Below are 19,990 nucleotides of genomic sequence, written 5' to 3' on the forward strand. Positions count from 1 at the left end.
GTCACACCGCAGCACCATGTTTCTTTGTTCCCTCCTGACGCAGTCTGGAAGCCCTGCAGAAGCCGCTTCAACGGGTCCGGCAAATCGTTCTGAGGCCCACCATCCGGCCGCAGCCCGAGGAACCACGTCTCCCCCCGCAACCGGACCGATGGCCTACTGGTCAGCGCTGCGCCGTCTTCCAATCGGCCGCGGTATGAAACGGAGACTCCGAGGCTGCCAGCGGTGGTTGGCCCCGGATTGCGTCGGCGGCCTTCTCGGCAATCATGATCGTCGGCGCGTTGAGATTTCCCGTCGTGATGGCCGGCATCACCGAACTGTCGACGACGCGCAATCCGTCCATCCCATGCACCCGGTTCTGCGGGTCAATCACCGCCATCGCGTCCGTGCCCATCTTGCAGGTGCCGCAGGGATGATAAGCGCTCTGAACCGTTTCGCGGACGAACGCATCGATTTCTGCGTCGCTCTGGACGGAAGCGCCGGGCGCGAGTTCTTCGCCGCGGTAGGGATCGAAGGCGGGCTGGGCGAAGATCTCCCGGGTGAACCGCACACAGGCCCGCATATCGGCCCAGTCATCGGCGTGGCTCATGTAATTGAACCGGATTCGAGGCGGTGCGGCCGGATCAACCGAAGCGAGTCGGACGGATCCACGGGAGTTCGAGCGCATCGGGCCGGCGTGGGCCTGGTAGCCGTGGCAGCGGACCTGTTCCTTCATGTCGTAGGAAGCCGCCAGCGGCAGGAAATGGTACTGGATGTCGGGCCAGCGAATGCCCGGGCGTGAGCGGATGAAGCCGCCGGCCTCGAAGTGGTTGGTGGCGCCAAGTCCGGATTGGCACGCCACCCACCGAAGCCCGATCAACGCCTTGCGCAGCAAACCGGTAGCGGCGTAGAGCGTCACCGGCCGGGTGCACGCCTGCTGGATATAGAGTTCCAGATGATCCTGGAGGTTTTCCCCGACACCGGGCAGATCGTGGACCACCTCGATGTCGAATTCGCGAAGTTGATCGGCCGGGCCAATTCCCGACAGCATCAGCAGCTGCGGGGTGTTGATCGGCCCACCGCTCAGGATGACTTCGCGGGCCGCCAGCGCCGTTCGGATGACGCCGCCCTGCCGGTACTCGACACCGCTGACCCGCCGGCCATCCAGGAGAAGCCGGGTCGCCAGCGCCTGGGTTGCGACGGCCAAATTCCCCCGACTTCGAGCCGGCTTCAGGTACGCGTTGGCGGTGCTCCAGCGTCGCCCCCGATGGACCGTCATGTCCATCGGACCGAGACCTTCCTGCCGGTAGCCGTTCATGTCGGCAGTGCGGGCGTAACCAGCCTGCTCACCCGCCGCGATGAAGGCACCGTAAAGCGGATTGCGCATGCCACCGCGCGAGGTATGGAGCGGGCCCGAGTCACCCCGGTAATCGTCGCCACCGCCGCTGAAGCTCTCGGCCCGCCGGAAGTACGGCAGTACTTCGGCATATGACCATCCCGTCGCGCCGGCCGCGGCCCAGCCCTCGTAGTCCAGGGCGTTGCCGCGGACATAGGCCATCCCGTTGACCGACGAGGAGCCGCCGAGCACCTTGCCGCGCGGACAGTGCAAACGCCGGCCGCCCAGATGCGGCTCGGGCTCGGTCTGATAGTGCCATCCGTAACGCGGGTGGTTCATGGCGATGGCGAGCGCCGTCGGCATCTGCACGAAGATGCTGCGGTCGCTGCCGCCGGCCTCGATCAGCAACACACGCGCGGTGCCGTCCTCGGTCAGCCGATTGGCCAGAACGCAGCCTGCCGACCCGGCACCAACGACGACATATTCGAACATCTGTCGCGTGTTCATCTGGATGCGCCGCCGCCCCTACTCTTGCGGCCCTATGGCCGTCATGGTAGCCCTAACGAGCGTCATTGCCTGCAATGGCGTGTAACGGACACCCAACCAGGAGGATATGGCGATGACAGAACGCGTGCGCATGACAGTGCTCGGGGTGGTTGCAGCTCTGCTGTTTTCGCCCTCCGTCTGGGCGGCCGATCCCGATTCGTGCCAGACGGTTCGCTTCTCTGATGTGGGATGGACTGACATCACTTCGACGACCGCGGCAACTTCCGTGGTCCTCACGGCCCTCGGCTACGAGCCGACTGCGTCCGTGCTCTCCGTGCCGGTGACGTACACCAGTCTCAAGAATGGCGATATCGACGTCTTCCTCGGCAACTGGATGCCGACCATGGAAGCCGACATCGCGCCATACCGGGACGAGGGGTCGGTCGAAACCGTCGCCCAGAACCTGACCGGGGCGAAATACACCCTTGCCGTCAACAAGCTGGCGGCCGACGGTGGCATCACGAGCTTCGGCGACATTTCCCAGTACAGCGCAGAACTCGAAGGCAAGATCTACGGCATCGAGCCGGGCAATGACGGCAATCGGCTGATCCAGGCCATGATCGACGAGAACACGTTCGGGCTGCAGGGATTCGAGCTGGTGGAATCGAGCGAGCAAGGCATGCTCGCCCAGGTGGACCGGGCGAACCGCAGGGATCAGTGGATCGTGTTCCTGGGGTGGGAGCCGCACCCGATGAATGCGAAGTACGAGATGACCTATCTCGCCGGCGGCGATGACATTTTCGGCCCGAACTTCGGCGGTGCGGAGGTCTACACCAACACCCGGCAGGGTTACGTTGAAGAGTGCCCGAACGTCGGGAGGCTGCTGACCAACCTGACGTTCACGCTGGCGATGGAAAACGAGATCATGACCGCCATCCTCGAGGACGAGCAGGAACCGCAGCAGGCCGCAACGGCATGGCTCCAAGCGAACCCGTCCATCCTGGAGGGTTGGCTTGACGGAGTGACGACCCTGAGCGGCGACGACGGCTTGGCTGCCGTGAACGCAAGCCTCGGGCTCTAAAACGAGTTCCGCCCCGTCCGACTGCACGACGGGGCGGACAGCCCGGGAATAGGTATTGCACTGGTTGACGGACCAGAAGATTCCCCTCGGCAAGTGGATCAAGTCCCTTGCGGACTTGCTGCTCGACCACGGGGCCTGGTTCTTCGACTACGTCTCTGAGTTCCTGAAGTTCCTGATCGAGGGCGTGGCCGGCCTGCTGCTGGCCGTCCCCTCGCTCGCCCTGGTGCTGGCGCTTGCCGGCCTCGCGTTCTGGCTGCACCGGTCCTGGAAACTGGTCGCCGCCGTCGTGCTGCTGCTGCTGCTGGTGATCAACCTCGGCTATTGGGAAACCACGGTCCAGACCTTCACGCTCATCCTGTTTTCCACAGTGATCTGTGTTGTCATCGGCGTGCCGGTCGGTATCGCTGCCGCACACCGGCCCTGGCTCTACAACGCCATCCGTCCCGTACTCGACCTGATGCAGACGATCCCGACCTTCGTTTACCTGATTCCAACCATGATCATGTTCGGGTTGGGCGTGGTGCCCGGCCTGATCTCCACGGTGATCTTTGCCATCCCCGCCCCAATCCGGCTCACGCATCTGGGTGTCTCCGGAGTGCCGCGGCCGCTCATCGAGGCCGGCGAGGCGTTCGGGGCGACACGCCGCCAGCTCCTCTGGAAGGTGGAGCTGCCACACGCCCTGCCGACCATCATGGCCGGCGTCACCCAGTGCATCATGCTCAGCCTGTCGATGGTGGTCATCGCGGCAATGGTCGGCGCGCCAGGCCTCGGCGTGCCAGTGTTGCGCGCACTCAACACCGTGAACATCGCCAAGGGCTTCGAGGCCGGGCTCGCCATCGTCATTGTCGCCTTCTTGCTCGATCGCCTGTGCAAGCCGCGTGGCGGCACCAAGCAGCGGGGCTGACCCATTCACGCGATCGAGCTGAAGGCGGTCGACATCCTGTTTGGTGGCGACGTACCGACTGCCCTGCAGATGCTCGACGGCGGCGTCGACCGACAAGGCATCCAGGACGCCACCGGCTCGGTCATCGGTGTTGCCGGTGCATCGCTCGCGGTGCAGAGCGGCGAGATTTGCGTCCTGATGGGTCTGTCGGGCTCCGGCAAGTCGACGCTGCTGCGCGCCGTGAACGGCCTCTGCCGTGTCACCCGCGGCGAAGTCCTGGTCCGCGACGGGAATGCCCCACTCGACATGGCTGGTTGCGATGCCGCCACGCTGCGGCGCATGCGCACGGAGCGCATCGCCATGGTGTTCCAGCAGTTTGCCCTGCTGCCGTGGCGCACCGTCCATGAGAACGTCAGCTTCGGCCTTGAACTGCGCGGCGCCGGGCGGGCGGAACGGGACACCATCGTCCGGAAACACCTCGAGCTGGTGGATCTCGACCGCTGGGGCGACAGGTACGTGCACGAGCTGTCCGGCGGCATGCAGCAGCGGGTCGGACTTGCCCGTGCACTCGCCACCGACTCCGACATCCTCCTGATGGATGAACCGTTCTCGGCATTGGATCCGCTAATCCGGGAGCACCTGCAGGACGAACTGCTGGATCTGCAGAGCCGACTCGGCAAGACGATCCTGTTCGTCAGTCATGATCTCAACGAAGCGCTCAAGCTCGGGCGGCATATCGCGATCATGGAAGCCGGCCGGATCGTCCAGTACGGCGAGCCTGAAGAAATCGTTCTCAATCCGGCCAACGCCTACGTTGCCGAGTTCATTGCCCATATGGACGCGCTCAACGTGCTGCGTTGCCGCTCGCTCATGACGCCGGTGGCGAACGTACGGCGCGATGGCGACATGCTGCGGCTCGATTGGTCGGGCCTCAATCGACTGAGACTGAACGCCGAGGGCGAACCCGACGAGGCCAGCATCGAACCGGCTCCCGCCACGATCCGGCACTATTCGCCGGACTTGGACACAGAGACGCTTACCGGCGGAACCATCTGCGCGGCGGCGCCTGACCTGCCGATGCGCACGGCCATAGAACTCCGGCACTGCACCGGCAGACCAGTACTGCTGATGGAGCAGGGCCGGATGGTAGGCGTGATCGGCGACGACGAAATCTATCGCGGCCTGATGCGACAGGGTGCCTTGGCCGGTAACCAGCAGGACTGATCTCGGCGGCCGACCCGACTTCGGTGACCGCGCTCGCGGGTCGAAGCCGCTATCGACAAGCACTGATCGTCGTGTCGTCAACCGGATTCCGGCGCAAACTCGACCAATGGCTCGCCTTCGTTGATCCACGCGCCCTGTTCGCACAACAATGCGGTGACCCGCCCCGCGCTCGGCGCCTCGATACGGTGCTCGATCTTCATGGCCTCGACAATCAGCAGCGTGGCCCCGGCAGCCACCAGGGACCCTGGCTCGACCTGTACGTCGGTCACGCGCCCCGGCATCGGTGACGCGAAATCGGAGGCCTCGCCTGAACCGCCTGTGCTCCCGGACATTCGGTCCGATCGTTCAACGACACGGTCTCCCGCGTCCAGGAAGAGCCAGACACGCAGTTCGTCCACGATCGCCGAGGCGCGAACGGCGATCCCGCCAACCCGGACATCCAGCGCTCCCCGTTCGTCGATGCTCCCTGACATCGCGTACCTGCGGCCGTCGATCCGCATCGTCCACGCACCGGCGCCAGCCGGCTCCACGCACACCTCCACAGTGCGCGCGTCGCATGACAGACGCAGGGTTTGGTTGTCGGGGCCGCCACCGCGCCAGCCATCGACCGCCTTCCACGGATCCCCGGAAGCAGGCGCCGGCGGCCGTGCCACCACCGCCAAGGCCGCCAGCGCGAAGATCTCATCCTCAGGTGGCTCGGGCGGACGGGACAGAGCGTCGAGCCGGTCGGGAATAAAACCGGTATCGACCTGACCGGCACGGAACGCGGGATCCTCGAGGCATCCGCTCAGCAGGCTCAGGTTTGTGCCCGGACCGGCACATCGGGTTTGCCGCAGTGCCGCCACGAGCCGCGAGCGAGCCTCTTCCCGATCCTTCCCGAAGGCAATCACCTTCGCGATCAGCGAATCATAGTGCGGCGGCACTCGGTCCCCCGACGCAATTCCTGCGTCGACGCGAATTCCCTCCCCGGAGGGCCAGCGGACTTCATGGATCGGGCCCGGCTGAGGTCGAAAATCATGCGCGGGATCTTCGGCGCAAACCCGCGCCTCGATCGCGTGGCCACGCAACAGGATCGCGTCCTGCTCGAAATCGAGGGGCTCACCTGCGGCAATTCGGATCTGCCATTCCACAAGGTCCAGCCCTGTCACGCATTCCGTGACCGGATGTTCGACCTGGAGGCGCGTGTTCATTTCGATGAAGTAGAACCGATTGTCGTCCGCCAGAAGGAACTCGACTGTTCCGGCGTTCTCGTAGCCAATTGCGGAGGCAGCTTCGCAGGCCGCCCCAGTAAGCCCGGCGCGCACCGCAGGATCGAGACCGGGGGCCGGCGCCTCCTCGATCACTTTCTGATGCCGCCGCTGCAGAGAGCAATCGCGCTCGAACAGATGAACCGTGCGGCCGCAGCTGTCGGCGAGGACTTGCACTTCGACGTGGCGGGCCGCCGTCACCAGCTTCTCGACCAAAAGGCGACCGTTCCCGAAGGCGGCCTCCGCCTCGCGCGCTGCCGAGTTCAGCGCCTCGCCCAGCTCGGCTTCGGTATCGACGCGCCGCAGTCCCCGGCCACCGCCGCCTGCAACGGCCTTGACCAGAACCGGGTAGCCAAGCGCACGACACCGGTCAGCAACATCGGTGGCCGCCTCTACCGGAAATCCGGGAAGCACCGGCACCCCGGCGCGCTCCATGCGGCTGCGCGCGGCATCCTTGTCTCCCATCAAGCGAATGGCGTCGGGCGACGGTCCGATCCAGCGAAAGCCCGCCGCCACGCAGGCCTCCGCAAATTCCGCGTTCTCGGAAAGGAAGCCGTATCCGGGATGGACGGCATCGACCCCGGCCCGCCGGGCGACTGCAAGCAGGCGATCGGAATCGAGATAGCTCAGGTGCGACGCCGACGGTCCAAGCGGCAAGACCGTGTCCACAGAGCGGGCGTGCAGCGCTTCTCGGTCCGCCCACGAGGTCACGCCTACCGTGGCAATTCCCAGGCGACGACAGGTACGCGCGACCCGCGCCGCAATTTCGCCGCGGTTGGCGATCAGGACACGTTCGAACACCGCTGTCAGCCGGTCCAGTCGGGAGGACGCCTTTCCAGGAACGCGGCCGCGCCCTCCTGTCCTTCCCGGCTCGCCCGGCGCTCCGCAATCCGCGTGGCGAGTTCCGTCCGCAGCGCGCCGTCCCTGGCGCGTCCGACGACCGCCCGGGTCAGCTCCTTGATTCGATGCTGCGCCTCCGGCCCACCCTTGAGCAGCGCGGTCACCAGGTCCTCGACGACCGCGTTCAACTCCATGTCATCCGTGACCTGGCTCACCAGACCGAGCCGAAGGGCGTCATCAGCGCCGAAGGGCCGGCCGGTCAGAGCGAGCTGGCGAAACTCGCGCGGCCCGAGCGCTTCGATCACGTACGGCGCGATCATGGCGGGCTCCAGACCGAGCCGGACTTCCGACAACGCGAACCGTGCCGATGCCGAAGCGACCGCGATGTCGGCGGCCGCCACCAGACCGAGCCCGCCGCCGAACGCGGCTCCCTGAACCTGCGCTACGGTCGGACGCGGAAAGTCGGCCAGCGCTTCGAGCATCGCGGCAAACGTCTCCGAGTCGCGAACGTTCTCCTCCGTGCTCATCCGGGCGCTCCTTCGCATCCAGCGGAGGTCGGCCCCCGCGCAGAATGCAGGGCCACGCCCCTGGAGCACGAGGATGCGCACAGCCGGATCACGTGCCAGCGACCCAAAGGCAGCTCCCAATTCGCCGATCGTCGCCTCGTCGAGCGCGTTGCGAACCTCCTCGCGGGCGATCTCGACTCGCGCCACACCGCGCGCATCGACCACGTGGCGGACTGACTGTTCGGGGGTGCCTGTCGTCATGGTCTACATCCGGAAAACGCCGAACCGCTGATGCGGGTCCGGGTCAGACGCCACGATTCGCAGTGCCAGCCCCAGAGTTCGCCGGGTCTCCCGCGGATCGATGATGCCGTCGTCCCACAAGCGGGCCGTCGCGTGGTACGGGTTTCCCTGCCGTTCGTACTGGTCGCGGATACCGTCCCGAAACGCTTCCTGTTCCACTTCCGGCCAGTCCTCGCCCCGGGTGGCCATCGCGTTCCGACGCACGACCGACAGGACATGGGCGGCCTGCTCCCCGCCCATGACGGAAATGCGGGCGTTCGGCCAAGTCCAGAGAAACCGGGGGCTGTAGGCCCGTCCGCACATCCCGTAGTTCCCGGCACCGAAGGAGCCTCCGATGATGACGGTGAGCCGCGGCACGCTGGACGTGGCGACCGCGGTCACCAGTTTGGCGCCGTCCTTGGCAATCCCACGGGCCTCGTAGCTCGCCCCGACCATGAAGCCCGTGATGTTCTGCAGGAACAGCAAGGGAATCCCACGGCGTTCGCAAAGCTGAATGAAGTGGGCGCCCTTGCGGGACGATTCGGAAAACAACACGCCGTTGTTGCCGAGGATTCCGACCGGCCGCTTCCAGATCTGCGCGAAACCGCAAACCAGCGTGGACCCGTACAGCGGCTTGAATTCGTCAAAGCGACTGCCGTCGACGATCCTCGCGATGACCTCGCGTACATCCCAGGGTTCGCGGGGATCGATCGGAACGAGACCATAGAGCTCCTCCGGATCGTACTCGGGTTCATCCGGCGGGGCGTCGTCCACCGCAGCGCCCTCGTCGCCAAGATGGCCGATCGCCTGGCGCACCAGCGACAGGGCATGTGCGTCATCGTCTGCCACGTGGTCGACGAGGCCAGACCGGCGGCCGTGCACGTCGGCGCCGCCCAGTTCCTCCGCAGTCACGACCTCCCCGGTAGCTGCCTCGACCAGCGGCGGTCCGCCGAGGAAAATGGTCCCCTGTCCGGACACGATGATTGACTCGTCGGACATGGCGGGGACATAGGCGCCGCCCGCCGTGCACGACCCCATCACGACCGAAATCTGCGGGATCCCCCGCGACGACATGCGTGCCTGGTTGTAGAAGCTCCGCCCGAAGTGATCGCGGTCCGGAAACACTTCGTCCTGCAACGGCAGGTAGGCGCCGCCGGAATCCACCAAGTAAATGCACGGCAACGCATTCTCGGCGGCAATGTCCTGGGCGCGCAGGTGTTTCTTGACCGTGATGGGGTAGTACGTTCCGCCTTTCACCGTCGCATCGTTCACGATCAGCATGCAGGCCCGTCCAGCGACCGGACCGATGCCCGTGATGAGTCCGGCGGCCGGCGCCTCTCCGTCGTACAGATCGCAGGCCGCCAACGGAGAGAGTTCCAGAAACGGCGCCCGGGGGTCCAGCAGGCGATCGATCCGCTCCCGCGGCAGCAGCTTCCCGCGGGCAATGTGCCGCTCGCGCGCGCGGGTGCCGCCGCCCTCACGAACCGTCTCGATCCGGGCGCGGAGTTCGTCCACCAATGCCCGCATGCGCGTCCAGTTGGTCCGGTAGGCAACCCCCTGGACGTCGAGCCGGCTTGCCAATGCGGGCATGACGGATGGCTTCCTGCGCCTAGTGGACGAGCTCCAGCGCCACCGCCGTGGCCTCGCCGCCACCGATACACAGCGACGCGACGCCTTTGTCCAACCCGTACTTGCGCAGAGCTGCGATCAGGGTCGCCATGATGCGGGCACCGGACGCCCCCACCGGGTGACCGAGCGCACACGCTCCGCCGTGCACGTTCACCTTGTCGGGCGATAGTCCGAACTCGCGCATGGCCACCATGGTGACGACAGCGAAGGCCTCGTTGACCTCGTAGAGGTCCACGTCGTCGGCATCCCAGCCGGCCTTGTCGAGGACTTTGCGGATGGCGGGCGGCGGCGCCGTCGTGAACCAGGCAGGCTCCTGGCTGTGCGTCGCCTGTGCGACGATCCGGGCAAGCGGGATCAGTCCCCGGCGCTCCGCCTCGGACTCGCGCATCAGCACCAGGGCGGCAGCGCCGTCCGAGATCGAGCTGGAGTTGGCAGCGGTCACCGTCCCATCCTTGCTGAAGGCCGGACGCAGGGACGGAATCTTTTCGATGTTGGCCGAAAACGGCTGCTCGTCCCGCTCAACCACGGTCTCGCCCTTGCGGGTCTTCACCGTCACGGGGACCATCTCGTCCGCGAACGTCCCGTCCTCGTTCGCCTTGCGCGCCCGCGTCAGCGACCGGATCGCAAAGTCGTCCTGTTCGGCCCGCGTGAACTGGTACTTCTGGGCGGTTGCCTCGGCGAAATGACCCATGAGCTTGCCGGGTTCGTAGGCGTCTTCCAGCCCATCGACGAACATGTGGTCCTGCAGTTCCGCGTGGCCCATGCGGAGGCCGGCCCGGACCTTGGGGACCACGTAGGGCGCGTTCGACATGCTCTCGAGGCCGCCCGCGACCACCACGTCCGCGTTGCCGGCGGCGAGCGTGTCGTGGCCGAACATGGCTGCCCGCATGCCCGACCCGCACATCTTGTTGATGGTCGTAGCGCCAGCGTCAACCGGAATCCCGGCGCCAATCGCCGCCTGGCGCGCCGGCGCCTGGCCCTGACCCGCCGGAAGGACGCACCCCATGAAGACCTCGCTCACGTCCTCGCTCGGCACGCCCGCCCGCTCCAGGGCGCCCTTGATCGCGGCGCTGCCAAGTTCCGGGGCCGAGACGCCGTGCAGCGTTCCCTGAAAACTCCCCATGGGGGTCCGTGCCATCCCGGCGACGACAATCGGGTCTTCAATCATGACGATAAACTCCGTTTCGGTTGCGGTGCGCGGGTTCGCCCCGCGACAAGGTTAGCTGCCGGGCCGTCAGAAGTTAGACAGACCGGGTGCGAGGACACAGTCCCGGGCACAAAGGACGAAGTCGCCCTCGCATTGCCGGGCGGGCTTGCCCGCCTGTGCACAATCTGAACGCGTAGCGACGCAGCCCCGCACACACTGGCGTGCCGCACCCCCGCGGGCTTCGGGATCATAGGGGAACGGAGGCACACCGACCTCCCGTTCGGTCGGCGCCCGCGCACCCCTTGCGTCCGCGTCCCGGCCGCCGGCGGCCGGCGCCGGCCGCTCGGCCCCGATCAGCTCGGACGGTGGGGGGGCAGGCGTCTGCGACGGGCCCGGTGATCGGTCGACACCCGGTATCGGGAACGGGCCGACCCCCGCAGGATCGCCGCCCGCGCCGGACGGGGCGGTACCAGCCCCGTCGCCGGGCAGCGGAGCGATCGGAAACGGCGACACCCCTTCGGAATCCTCCGCGAGTCGAATGCCGCCGGTGGCCGCACCTGCCGCGAACTCCCTGGGCATGAACGCTGCGGCCGGCATGCTCGCACAAACCGCGCCAGTCAGCAGCAGCGCCGCCGTTCCCTGGACAACGCCCGCCATCAGGCAGATTCCTCAAAGATCTCGCGTCCGATCAGCATGCGCCGGATCTCGCTGGTGCCGGCACCGATTTCGTAGAGCTTGGCGTCGCGCATGAGGCGGCCAGCCGGGTATTCGTTGGTGTAGCCGTTCCCGCCCAGCACCTGCACGGTCTGCGAGGCCATCCAAGTGGCCCGCTCCGCCGTGTACAGGATGACGCCCGCTGCGTCCTTGCGCGTCGCCTCGCCTCGGTCACAGGCTTGCGCCACTGCGTAGCCGTAGCTGCGGCATGCGTTCATGGTGGTGTACATGTCCGCGAGCTTGCCCTGCATCAGCTGGAACGAGCCGATTGGTTGCCCGAACTGCTTGCGATCATGCACGTAGGGGACCACGAGGTCCCAGCACGCCTGCATCACGCCCAGTGGGCCGCCCGCCAGCACGATTCGTTCGTAGTCGAGCCCGCTCATCAGCACCGCGACTCCCTCGTCGACGGTTCCGAGGACATTCTCGACCGGGACCTCACAGTCCTCGAAGACCAATTCCCCGGTGTTCGAACCGCGCATGCCCAGCTTGTCGAGCTTCGAAGCCCGACTGAAACCCTTGAAACCACGCTCCACGATGAACGCAGTGATCCCCCTGGCGCCTGGCCCCGGACGGGTTCGCGCATACACCACGACGATGTCGGCGTCCGGGCCGTTCGTGATCCATGACTTCGCCCCGTTCAGGACGTACCGGTCCCCATTCCGCTCGGCCCGCGTCTGCATCCCCACGACGTCGGAGCCTGCCCCCGCCTCGCTCATGGCGAGCGCCCCGACGCTGGTGCCCGCAACCAGCCCCGGCAAATGCCGCTCCCGCTGCTCCGGAGTTCCGTTGAGACGGATTTGATTCACGCAGAGGTTGGAATGGGCGCCGTAGCTGAGACCCACCGATGCGGAGGCCCGGCTGATCTCCTCCATCGCCACGACGTGCTCGAGGTAGCCGAGTTCCGAGCCCCCGTACTCCTCCTCCACGGTGACGCCGAGCAGCCCCATTGCACCCATCTTCTCCCAGAGGTCGTCGGGGAAGTCATTGGATGCATCGATCTCGCCGGCCCGGGGCGCAATCTCCCGGGCCGCAAACCCGCTCACGCTGGTCCGCAGCATGTCCGCGGTTTCCCCGAGATTGAAGTTGAAGCTGGCTGGCGCGTTCGAGAGCATCTGAACCATTTACCGAGTCCTCACAGCAGGGTCAGCTGCGCCAACCCCAGGAAGGCAAAGAATCCCACGACATCCGTAACCGTGGTCAGAATGACGGCTGCCCCGTGAGCCGGATCGACCCGCGCGCGCTCCAGCATCATCGGCACGAGTGCTCCGAACAGACCGGCCACCACCATATTGAAGATCATGGCGGCACCGATCACGAGACCGATGGGCACGCTCGAGAACCAAAGTCCTGCCCCGAGGCCGGTCAGCACGGCGAATGCCACGCCGTTGCACAGGCCTACTAGCACCTCTTTCCCCAACACCCGCGCCGCATTGGCCGGGGTGAGTTCGCGGGTGGCAATGGCGCGGACCGCCACCGTCAGCGTTTGCATGCCGGCGTTGCCACCCATGGAGGCGACGATCGGCATGAGCACCGCCAGCGCCACCACCTGCTCGATGGTCGAGGCGAACACCGCTATCGCGGCTGATGCAAGAAACGCCGTGAACAGGTTGATAAGCAACCAGTTGAACCGGTTGCGCGCGGTTTGGAAGGCGGCCGTGTAGATGTCATGTTCCGGTCCGACGCCGGCTAGCCGCATCATGTCCTCGCTGGCCTCTTCCTGAATCACGTCAACCACGTCGTCGACGGTCACCATGCCGATCAGTCGGTTCTGCGCGTCAACAACCGGTGCAGACGTCAGTTCGTACTGGTCGAACACGAACGCGACGTCCTCCCGGTCAGCGTTGACCTGCACGACCTTCGGGTCCCGCGTCATGATGTCGGCGACGCGCACGTCGCGGTGAGTCCGCATGGCCCGATGCAGCGGGATCGTCCCTACCGGGGTGTGACGGGCACCGACCACAAACAGCGCGTAGAACTCGTCGGGGATATCAGGCGAATCGCGCAGGTGGTCGATGACCTGTCCGATCGTCCAGTACGACGGAATCGCGACGTAGTCGCGCTGCATGATGCGCCCGGCGCTGTCGGCCTGGAATTCCAGCGCCTGCCTGGCGAGCTCCGCCTCGCTGGCCGGCATCTCCTTGAGGAGCCGGGCGCGGCGCGCTTCGTCCAGGCACTCGAGAACGTACGCTGCGTCGTCGGTCTCGAGTTCCCCGGTCAGCCTGGCCAGCAGACCGGGGTCGATCGCCGAAGCGACCCGGTCAAGGACCCGGCGCGACAGCGAGGCGAGGCTGTCTGCCGGAAGATCCTCACCCAGCAGGTGCACCGCGCGCAGCCGGGGCTCCGACGGCAGCTGCTCGATGATGTCGGCAAGGTCGGCCGGGTGGCTGGCTCGAAGCTGTGCGAGATCCGATGCCAAAGGCTCGGTACCCGCGTCAGCCAACCGCGAAATCAGCTCAAGTCGCTGTTCCTGGGCGGTGGCGGTGGCTTGGGATTCGGGCATCGATCCCTCCCACCATGGCAATCGCGCCGCGACGTCTGGGTCTGAAATAGATGCCTGTAATCTATCGTGGCTCGCTGCGGGTTCCAAGGTTTTGGAGCGCGCCCGACCGGAGGCGGGAGCTGCGCCCGCGCTCCCAGGTCGCCATATCTCTCGGGCAGGATTACGCTGTTCCTTGATCAACCTTTTTCCGATTAGGACGAGATGCTTCACACCACTGACGGTATTACCTGGCGACACAGTACGACCGCGGTCGACTACCCGGATGCAGTTGCAAGCATGGAAGAACAGGTCGCCGGAATTCTGGCGGGAACCGCCGACGAATGCGTGTGGCTGGCGGAACATCCGCCCCTGTACACGGCCGGAACCAGTTCCGATCCAAGCGAAGTCCTGCCAAAGGCGAGCCTGCCGGTATTTCCGACGGGGCGAGGTGGACGCGTGACCTATCACGGCCCTGGCCAGCGACTTGCGTACGTGATGTTGGACCTCCGGGCGCGAGGTCGCGATGTCCGGGCCTTCGTCAATGGCCTCGAGACATGGATCATCGCCGTGCTGAACGACTTCGGTATCCAGGGCGAGACCCACGCCGGCCGCATCGGCGTCTGGGTTGAAGACGCGAACGGTCAGCACGCGAAAATCGCCGCCGTTGGCGTGCGCGTACGACGTGGCGTGACCTTCCACGGGGTGTCGCTGAACGTGGACCCGGATCTCGCCCATTACGACGGGATCGTCCCTTGCGGGATCCAGGACGCCGGCGTGACGTCGTTGCGCGAGGTCGGCGTGGAGGCGTCCATGGCCGACGTTGACCGAGCCCTTGTGCGCCGGTTTGCCGAGTGGGTGCCGCCGCGGGAAGCGGCGCCAGGCGCCGGCTTGCACTAGGCGCGCCGCGGCAGCGGGGCGGCGGAAAAGGCCGAAAAGTTGCCGCGCCGCCTGCAACGGACTGCAGCGAATACCGACCGCACAGCCTTCGCCGTTCGCGGCACGTGTGCCCGTCCGCGATGCCGGAGCCTTGACGTCTAGATCAGCTCAATGGCGACTGTTGTTCCGGGCACCTCCGCCAGCCTCCGATCACCCGTAACGAGCTCCGTCGACAGTGCCTCCGCCAGAGCCAGATACACGGCGTCATAAGCGGTGACATTGGCCCGAAGCCGCCAAATCCGGCCGAGGAACGGGTGATGCGGGTGTCGTTCGACGTCGAAGTCCATCCAGCGACCAAGCGCCATCGCCCCCAGCCGTTCATCGAGGGCTCCCCGGAGAACGTAACGGCGCAACACTTGTGCGATCTCAATATCGATGAGGTGTGGGACGTGGACGGCCTCGAACTCACCCGCCAAGCGCGCAGACAGCCTTTTGCCGGCGGCCGTATTCAGGAGCAGTTCGACAGCGCCGGACGCGTCCAGGACCATCAGGGCCGGTCCCGTTCCTCCCGGAGCAATTCCGCAGGCGACGGGTCCAGCTCAGCTTCCGGCTGCGAACGAATGGCTTCGAGCAACTCCTGTCGGCTCGGACGCTCCAAGGCGCGTGCGATCTCCCGCAGCACGAAATGCGACATGGAAATCCCTTCAGTAGCAGCACGAACGCGAAGTCGCCGGTGGAGTGCTTCCGGGACATTTCGAATCTGGATCATCACTGTCATGTGCATAACATGAAAGCATGTGTTGTTCATGTCAACGGCCGGCGTCGACACGGATCCGGGCATCGCGGGCCTTGGTGGATCGACAAGGTGGCAGGGCCGGCGCCCGCCGCATTGGACGGAGAGCACCTGGCACCGACTTTCTCGCCGGGGCAGACCCGCCACCCCAGTTTCCGTCTTTAGCTCCGCGCGCCCTCGAAGCCCGGCCCGGTCAGCGGCCGCGCGGTCCGGTCATCCACCCGGATCGTGGACTCGAACGCCTTCAGCCGCTTGTAGATCGAGATGAGCTCGACGATCGTCGACCAGGAGTTGACCAGGAACTGGAACGACCCCTCCACACGGTCGAACGCCCGCAGGATCTGCTGCAGCACACCGAGCGTGATGATGCCGGCGACGATGGTGGGACCCATCATGATGTAGGGAACGATGACTGCGAACTGCAGGTATGACCACTTCGCGATGTCGAAGTACAGGTAATGCTTGTAGAGACGGAAGTAGTTTCGCCGGACATTGGAAAATAGCTGGCCGATCGTCTCGGGTTCCGCGCGTTCTTCAAAATCCTCGCCGTACACCAGCTCCTTCCGGTACGCCGCTTCGACCTTCTGGTTGTTGAATTCAAGGCCGGGAAGCTTGATCCCGACGATCGCCAGCAGCACGGTCCCGGCAGCAGCCGAGATAATCGCGAGATAGACGAGCGAGTGCGGGACGACACCGATCCACGGCAGTTCGGTGACATGCTCGCTCAGGGTCCAGAGGAGCGGCAGGAACGCGATCAGCGTCATGACCGAGCGCATGAAAGCGACCCCCAGTCCCTCGACGATACGCGCGAAGCGCATGGTGTCTTCCTGAACCCGCTGGGCGGCGCCCTCGATGTGGCGAACCTGGTCCCAGTACGACATGTAGTAGTCGTTCATCGCCGTCCGCCAGCGGAACACGTAATGACGGACGTAGAACTCCAGCAGAACCGCCACGGTGATGTAGATGGCGGCGATCTCGGCGAAGGTCAGGCATTTCGCAAGAAAATCGGTGAACTCCACCGCACCCGGCTCAGCCAGGGCCTGCTGCAGTGTGTCGTAGAAATCGCCGAACCATTCGTTGATCCGGACATCCAATTGCACCTTGTACCAAGTGACCACCAAGATCGCCACGCTGCCCAGCAATGACCAATGCATCCACCGCCGGTTGGCGAAGAAGGACTTGAACACAAGCTCTCTCCTATCGGAACTGTGATCGACGGGGAGCCCGCGAGTCACCTGTCTTCACATAGGCCCGGGAATGCCGGCCGGACGCCGGGCCCCTAGCCTTGGACCAGCCCTAGCACGACCGCCGGCCGCTGCCGTTGTAACAAATTAAGCAGCAGCGGCCGGACTGTGCGCTGCCGCTGTATCTAGCTGCCGCGTGTCCGCCGGCCAAAGCCTTTGCGCCGGCGATCGTCCGGAAACGTTCCATTCCCAACCGCCGCCACCCGTTTTGCGTTCTGGCGTCACACGCAGAGCGTCGCCGGCGTGGACCCGCTGCATGGCCGCTCGCCGTCTGCTCGGTTGCTCGCGCCGTGCTGGACCAAACGGTACGTGGGCGATCCCGGCTGGGCTCCACGGGCTTTCCGAGGCAGGACCGATCCTTGACTTGGATTCGCCCGGCGCTACATGCTGTCTTACCCCTACCCCGGTAGGGTATTTGCGACACCGTGTTCGACAGGATGCATCCATGCAAGCGAAAGCCAAGGAAGAAACCCGAAACCGGCTTGCCAAGATCGAAGGCCAGGTACGCGGAATCGCGCGGATGGTGGAAGGTGACCGATATTGCATCGACGTAGTGCGGCAAATCCAGGCGGCCAGAGCGGCCCTTGGCGCCCTGGAAGGAATCGTCATGGATGATCACCTCCAGACTTGCGTCGAGCACGCCATGCTGTCCGACGACCTCGACGACCGCCGAGCGAAGGTCGAGGAGCTGGTCATGGTCCTCGGAGGCCGCCGGCGATGACCGGCCGGTCGCGGCGCGGAACGGATGGACAACGGCTCGGGCGCGGGTGCCCGGCAACCGTGCCTCCCCGCGCCCCTGTCACCGAGCTGCAGGCCACGTGCTGACAACTGTGCATCGCTTCCTGCGGCTCGCCGTCCCACTGGGAGTCGCCTTGGCATCCCTGTCCAGCCCTCCTTCCGCGCTCGCCCAGGACTTCAGCCAGCTGGAAGCGCAGCTGGCTCAGCATCCGGCGCTCGAGGCCATGCGTCATCAGTCGGCGGGATTTCGTGAGCGGGCCGTGACCGCCGATGCCCTGCCCGACCCCGTCCTCTCGTTCGGGATTCTCAATTTCCCGCTTCTCGATCCGTCGTTTTCGCGCTACCTGCCGACCAGCAAAACCGTGGGTGTCCGCCAAATGATCCCGAATCGCGCTCGCCGCGATGCGCGGGCGGCCCAAGCCAGCCAAAGCGCCCTGCAGAACGATGCCGCAATCGACCAACGGTTCGCCGAACTCCGCGCGGACCTGATCGTCGCGCTGATCGACCAGCAACGAATCAAGACACTGCGGGCACTCCTCGTGGCGAGGGATTCGAAGTACGACGAGCTCGCGCAAATCGTTGAAACGGAGATCGACGCCGGACGACCGGCTCTGTTCCGCCTTGCTGAAATCGATGTCGAACGCGCCGACGTCGCCCGTCGCCTGGCTGATCTCGAAGCCGAGGCTGACCAAATTCAGGCCCAGATAGTGGAACTCGTCGACGAGGCTTCCGATACCCCTCCCCCACCGCTGTCGCCAAAAGCCTGGTCCGGCGAGGCCTCCGCTTTCCACGCCGTTCGCGTGGCACGAGCCGGCGTGTCCGTGGCCGAGGCCGGAATCCATCAGGCGGAAGCGGCCTGGAAGCCGGACTGGGGCGTCCAACTTATGTACCAGCAGCGCGACGGTCAGGGCGACGATTGGGTAAGCGCCACCGCGACGTTCACGGTCCCATTCTGGGCAGACCGCTCGCAGGCACCAGCCCTGCGTGAGGCCGAAGCGAAACGGGAGGCCGCCCGCAGCCGGGTCATGGCTGCAGCCCGCCGGGCATTGGCCCGACATCAGGCCTGGGAAGCAACCCGCGCGGCCGCCGTATCCAGTATCGCGATCCTCGAGCAGAAAATCGCGGCCATTCGCGATCAAATCGCGGCCCGCCTGACCGTTTACGAAAGCGGAGCAGGCGATTATTCCCCCATTCTCGACGGCGAAGTTGCCGTACTGGGACTGCAGGGCCAGATTGCAGGCGAACAGGCACGCCGTGACCGCGCCATCGCCCGCATGAACGCCCTTTTGGCCGGACCGTGAAACAGGCGATGTTCCATGCCGGCCTGGGGCTTTTCCTAGCCCTGGTCGTGCTCGGATATCTCCTTTACGACCGGGGCTACGTCCCGGAAAGCGTGCTCGCTCTCCCCCAAGCGGATCCTGCCGTCGCGGCCCCGGAGGTCGCCGCCGCCGACGGGCCGCTGCGTTTCACCTGCCCAATGCATCCGCATTACATTGCGACCGATCCCGACGGCACGTGCCCGATCTGCGGAATGGATCTTGTACCCGTGCAAGGGCAAACGGCCGCTACCGAAGGCGCCGGCGTCATTGCCGTTGCCCCGGAAATGGTTCAGACCATGGGGGTCCGGACCGCGCCAGCCGAACATGCCCCGCTCGCGCGTTTGGTGCGGGCCTTCGGCAACGTCGACACCGACGAGCGGCTGGAAACCGTGTCCGCGTCGCGGCTCGAAGGGTGGATCGAGGATTTGACCGTGCGCGCCGAGGGCGATTCGGTCCGAGCTGGCGAACTGCTCTACCGGGTCTACAGCCCGGAACTGATCGCCGCCCAGAAGGACTATCTTGCCTCGCTGCAGATCGGCAATGAGAACCGCATCGCCGCAGTTCGCCAGCGGCTTCGCTCGGTGGGCATGCAGCCGGCCGCGATCGAGCGCCTGACCGGGACCCGCGAGGTCGTCGAGCGTGTGCCGGTGTACGCCGAGGCCACGGGGACGGTCAGCCGGCTCGATGTCCGCGAGGGCGACTACGTAAAACCGGGAACGCCGGTTCTGCGCCTGCAGTCCTACGCGGACGTCTGGGTCATTGCGTCGATCCCGGAGGCCGAACTTTCGTCGATCGAACACGGGCTGGCGGTGTTCCTCAGTTTCCCCAGCGCGCCCGAGGCGCCGGCCGAGGGCCGGGTGGACTACATCTATCCGACCATCGATCCCCAAACCCGCACCGCCGATGTGCGCATCGTCGTAGACAACTCGGAGGGCCACCTGCGTCCCGGGGCCTACGCCGACATCCGCTTTCTGCTCGACGCCGATGAAGTGCGCCTGACTGTCCCGAGTGAAGCGATCCTGCGCGACAGCCGAGGCGCCCACGTCATCGTCTCGCTCGGCGGTGGCCGTTTCACTGGCCGAGCCGTGGAGACCGGCCAGTCCGCCAACGGGCGGACGGCGGTCCTCGCCGGTCTCGCCGCGGGAGAGGAGGTTGTCACCAGCGGCCAGTTCATGCTCGATTCCGAGGTC

Annotated in this window: 18 protein-coding genes; 7 read left to right on the forward strand and 11 right to left on the reverse strand. The window is 65.8% G+C overall.

Annotated features, from left to right (window positions below; translation table 11 throughout):
• Positions 1–160: 160 nt before the first annotated feature.
• The gene (betA, locus tag OXH60_05280; protein ID MDE0711530.1) at positions 161–1,819 is read right to left on the reverse strand and encodes a choline dehydrogenase; all 1,659 of its coding nucleotides are present in this window, start codon (positions 1,817–1,819) and stop codon (positions 161–163) included.
• 112 nt (positions 1,820–1,931) lie between these two features.
• Here betA and OXH60_05285 point away from each other — a divergent pair, with 112 nt between their 5' ends.
• From OXH60_05285 to choV, 3 genes are read left to right on the forward strand one after another with little or no spacing between them, the layout of a single operon-like run.
• On the forward strand, positions 1,932–2,879 hold the full coding sequence (locus tag OXH60_05285; GenBank protein ID MDE0711531.1) for a choline ABC transporter substrate-binding protein: 948 nt from the start codon (positions 1,932–1,934) through the stop codon (positions 2,877–2,879).
• 55 nt (positions 2,880–2,934) lie between these two features.
• Positions 2,935–3,783: a choline ABC transporter permease subunit gene (choW, locus tag OXH60_05290; protein ID MDE0711532.1), complete on the forward strand. Its 849-nt coding sequence runs from the start codon at positions 2,935–2,937 to the stop codon at positions 3,781–3,783.
• An 18-nt stretch (positions 3,784–3,801) separates the two neighbouring features.
• Positions 3,802–4,986: a choline ABC transporter ATP-binding protein gene (gene choV, locus OXH60_05295; protein MDE0711533.1), complete on the forward strand. Its 1,185-nt coding sequence runs from the start codon at positions 3,802–3,804 to the stop codon at positions 4,984–4,986.
• A gap of 77 nt (positions 4,987–5,063) precedes the next feature.
• Here choV and OXH60_05300 read toward each other — a convergent pair whose 3' ends face one another.
• The 7 genes from OXH60_05300 to mgtE form a co-directional block, all read right to left on the reverse strand.
• Positions 5,064–7,034, reverse strand: coding sequence for an ATP-grasp domain-containing protein (locus OXH60_05300; GenBank protein MDE0711534.1), 1,971 nt, complete (start codon positions 7,032–7,034; stop codon positions 5,064–5,066).
• A gap of 5 nt (positions 7,035–7,039) precedes the next feature.
• Positions 7,040–7,840, reverse strand: a complete 801-nt coding sequence (locus tag OXH60_05305; protein ID MDE0711535.1) for an enoyl-CoA hydratase-related protein — start codon at positions 7,838–7,840, stop codon at positions 7,040–7,042.
• A gap of 3 nt (positions 7,841–7,843) precedes the next feature.
• Complete coding sequence (locus tag OXH60_05310; protein MDE0711536.1) at positions 7,844–9,448, reverse strand: methylcrotonoyl-CoA carboxylase; 1,605 nt, start codon at positions 9,446–9,448, stop codon at positions 7,844–7,846.
• Positions 9,449–9,467: 19 nt separating this feature from the next.
• Positions 9,468–10,655: an acetyl-CoA C-acyltransferase gene (locus OXH60_05315; GenBank protein ID MDE0711537.1), complete on the reverse strand. Its 1,188-nt coding sequence runs from the start codon at positions 10,653–10,655 to the stop codon at positions 9,468–9,470.
• 66 nt (positions 10,656–10,721) lie between these two features.
• On the reverse strand, positions 10,722–11,291 hold the full coding sequence (locus OXH60_05320) for a hypothetical protein (protein MDE0711538.1): 570 nt from the start codon (positions 11,289–11,291) through the stop codon (positions 10,722–10,724).
• Entirely contained in the window at positions 11,291–12,463 is a 1,173-nt protein-coding gene (locus tag OXH60_05325) for an isovaleryl-CoA dehydrogenase (protein ID MDE0711539.1), read from the reverse strand. Before OXH60_05325 ends, OXH60_05320 begins: the two co-directional genes overlap by 1 nt.
• Before the next feature lie 20 nt (positions 12,464–12,483).
• Positions 12,484–13,851, reverse strand: a complete 1,368-nt coding sequence (gene mgtE / locus OXH60_05330) for a magnesium transporter (protein MDE0711540.1) — start codon at positions 13,849–13,851, stop codon at positions 12,484–12,486.
• Positions 13,852–14,073: 222 nt separating this feature from the next.
• On the opposite strand from mgtE, the gene lipB reads away from it, so the two are divergent.
• Complete coding sequence (gene lipB / locus OXH60_05335; GenBank protein MDE0711541.1) at positions 14,074–14,727, forward strand: lipoyl(octanoyl) transferase LipB; 654 nt, start codon at positions 14,074–14,076, stop codon at positions 14,725–14,727.
• A gap of 137 nt (positions 14,728–14,864) precedes the next feature.
• Here lipB and OXH60_05340 read toward each other — a convergent pair whose 3' ends face one another.
• The 3 genes from OXH60_05340 to sbmA all read right to left on the reverse strand — a co-directional run bounded on the left by OXH60_05340 (position 14,865) and on the right by sbmA (position 16,686).
• On the reverse strand, positions 14,865–15,254 hold the full coding sequence (locus tag OXH60_05340) for a type II toxin-antitoxin system VapC family toxin (GenBank protein ID MDE0711542.1): 390 nt from the start codon (positions 15,252–15,254) through the stop codon (positions 14,865–14,867).
• Positions 15,254–15,484, reverse strand: coding sequence for a hypothetical protein (locus OXH60_05345; GenBank protein MDE0711543.1), 231 nt, complete (start codon positions 15,482–15,484; stop codon positions 15,254–15,256). The genes OXH60_05340 and OXH60_05345 overlap by 1 nt, the downstream gene beginning before the upstream one ends.
• Positions 15,485–15,660: 176 nt before the next feature.
• Positions 15,661–16,686, reverse strand: coding sequence for a peptide antibiotic transporter SbmA (gene sbmA / locus OXH60_05350; GenBank protein MDE0711544.1), 1,026 nt, complete (start codon positions 16,684–16,686; stop codon positions 15,661–15,663).
• A gap of 502 nt (positions 16,687–17,188) precedes the next feature.
• Here sbmA and OXH60_05355 point away from each other — a divergent pair.
• The 3 genes from OXH60_05355 to OXH60_05365 all read left to right on the forward strand — a co-directional run.
• Positions 17,189–17,464, forward strand: coding sequence for a metal-sensitive transcriptional regulator (locus OXH60_05355; GenBank protein ID MDE0711545.1), 276 nt, complete (start codon positions 17,189–17,191; stop codon positions 17,462–17,464).
• A gap of 97 nt (positions 17,465–17,561) precedes the next feature.
• The gene (locus OXH60_05360) at positions 17,562–18,782 is read left to right on the forward strand and encodes a TolC family protein (protein ID MDE0711546.1); all 1,221 of its coding nucleotides are present in this window, start codon (positions 17,562–17,564) and stop codon (positions 18,780–18,782) included.
• A gap of 8 nt (positions 18,783–18,790) precedes the next feature.
• Positions 18,791–19,990, forward strand: a 1,200-nt coding sequence (locus tag OXH60_05365) for an efflux RND transporter periplasmic adaptor subunit (GenBank protein MDE0711547.1), incomplete at its 3' end; no start/stop codon positions are given.

Source organism: Rhodospirillales bacterium (genome assembly GCA_028824295.1).
Taxonomy (GTDB): Bacteria; Pseudomonadota; Alphaproteobacteria; order TMED109; family TMED109; genus VXPW01.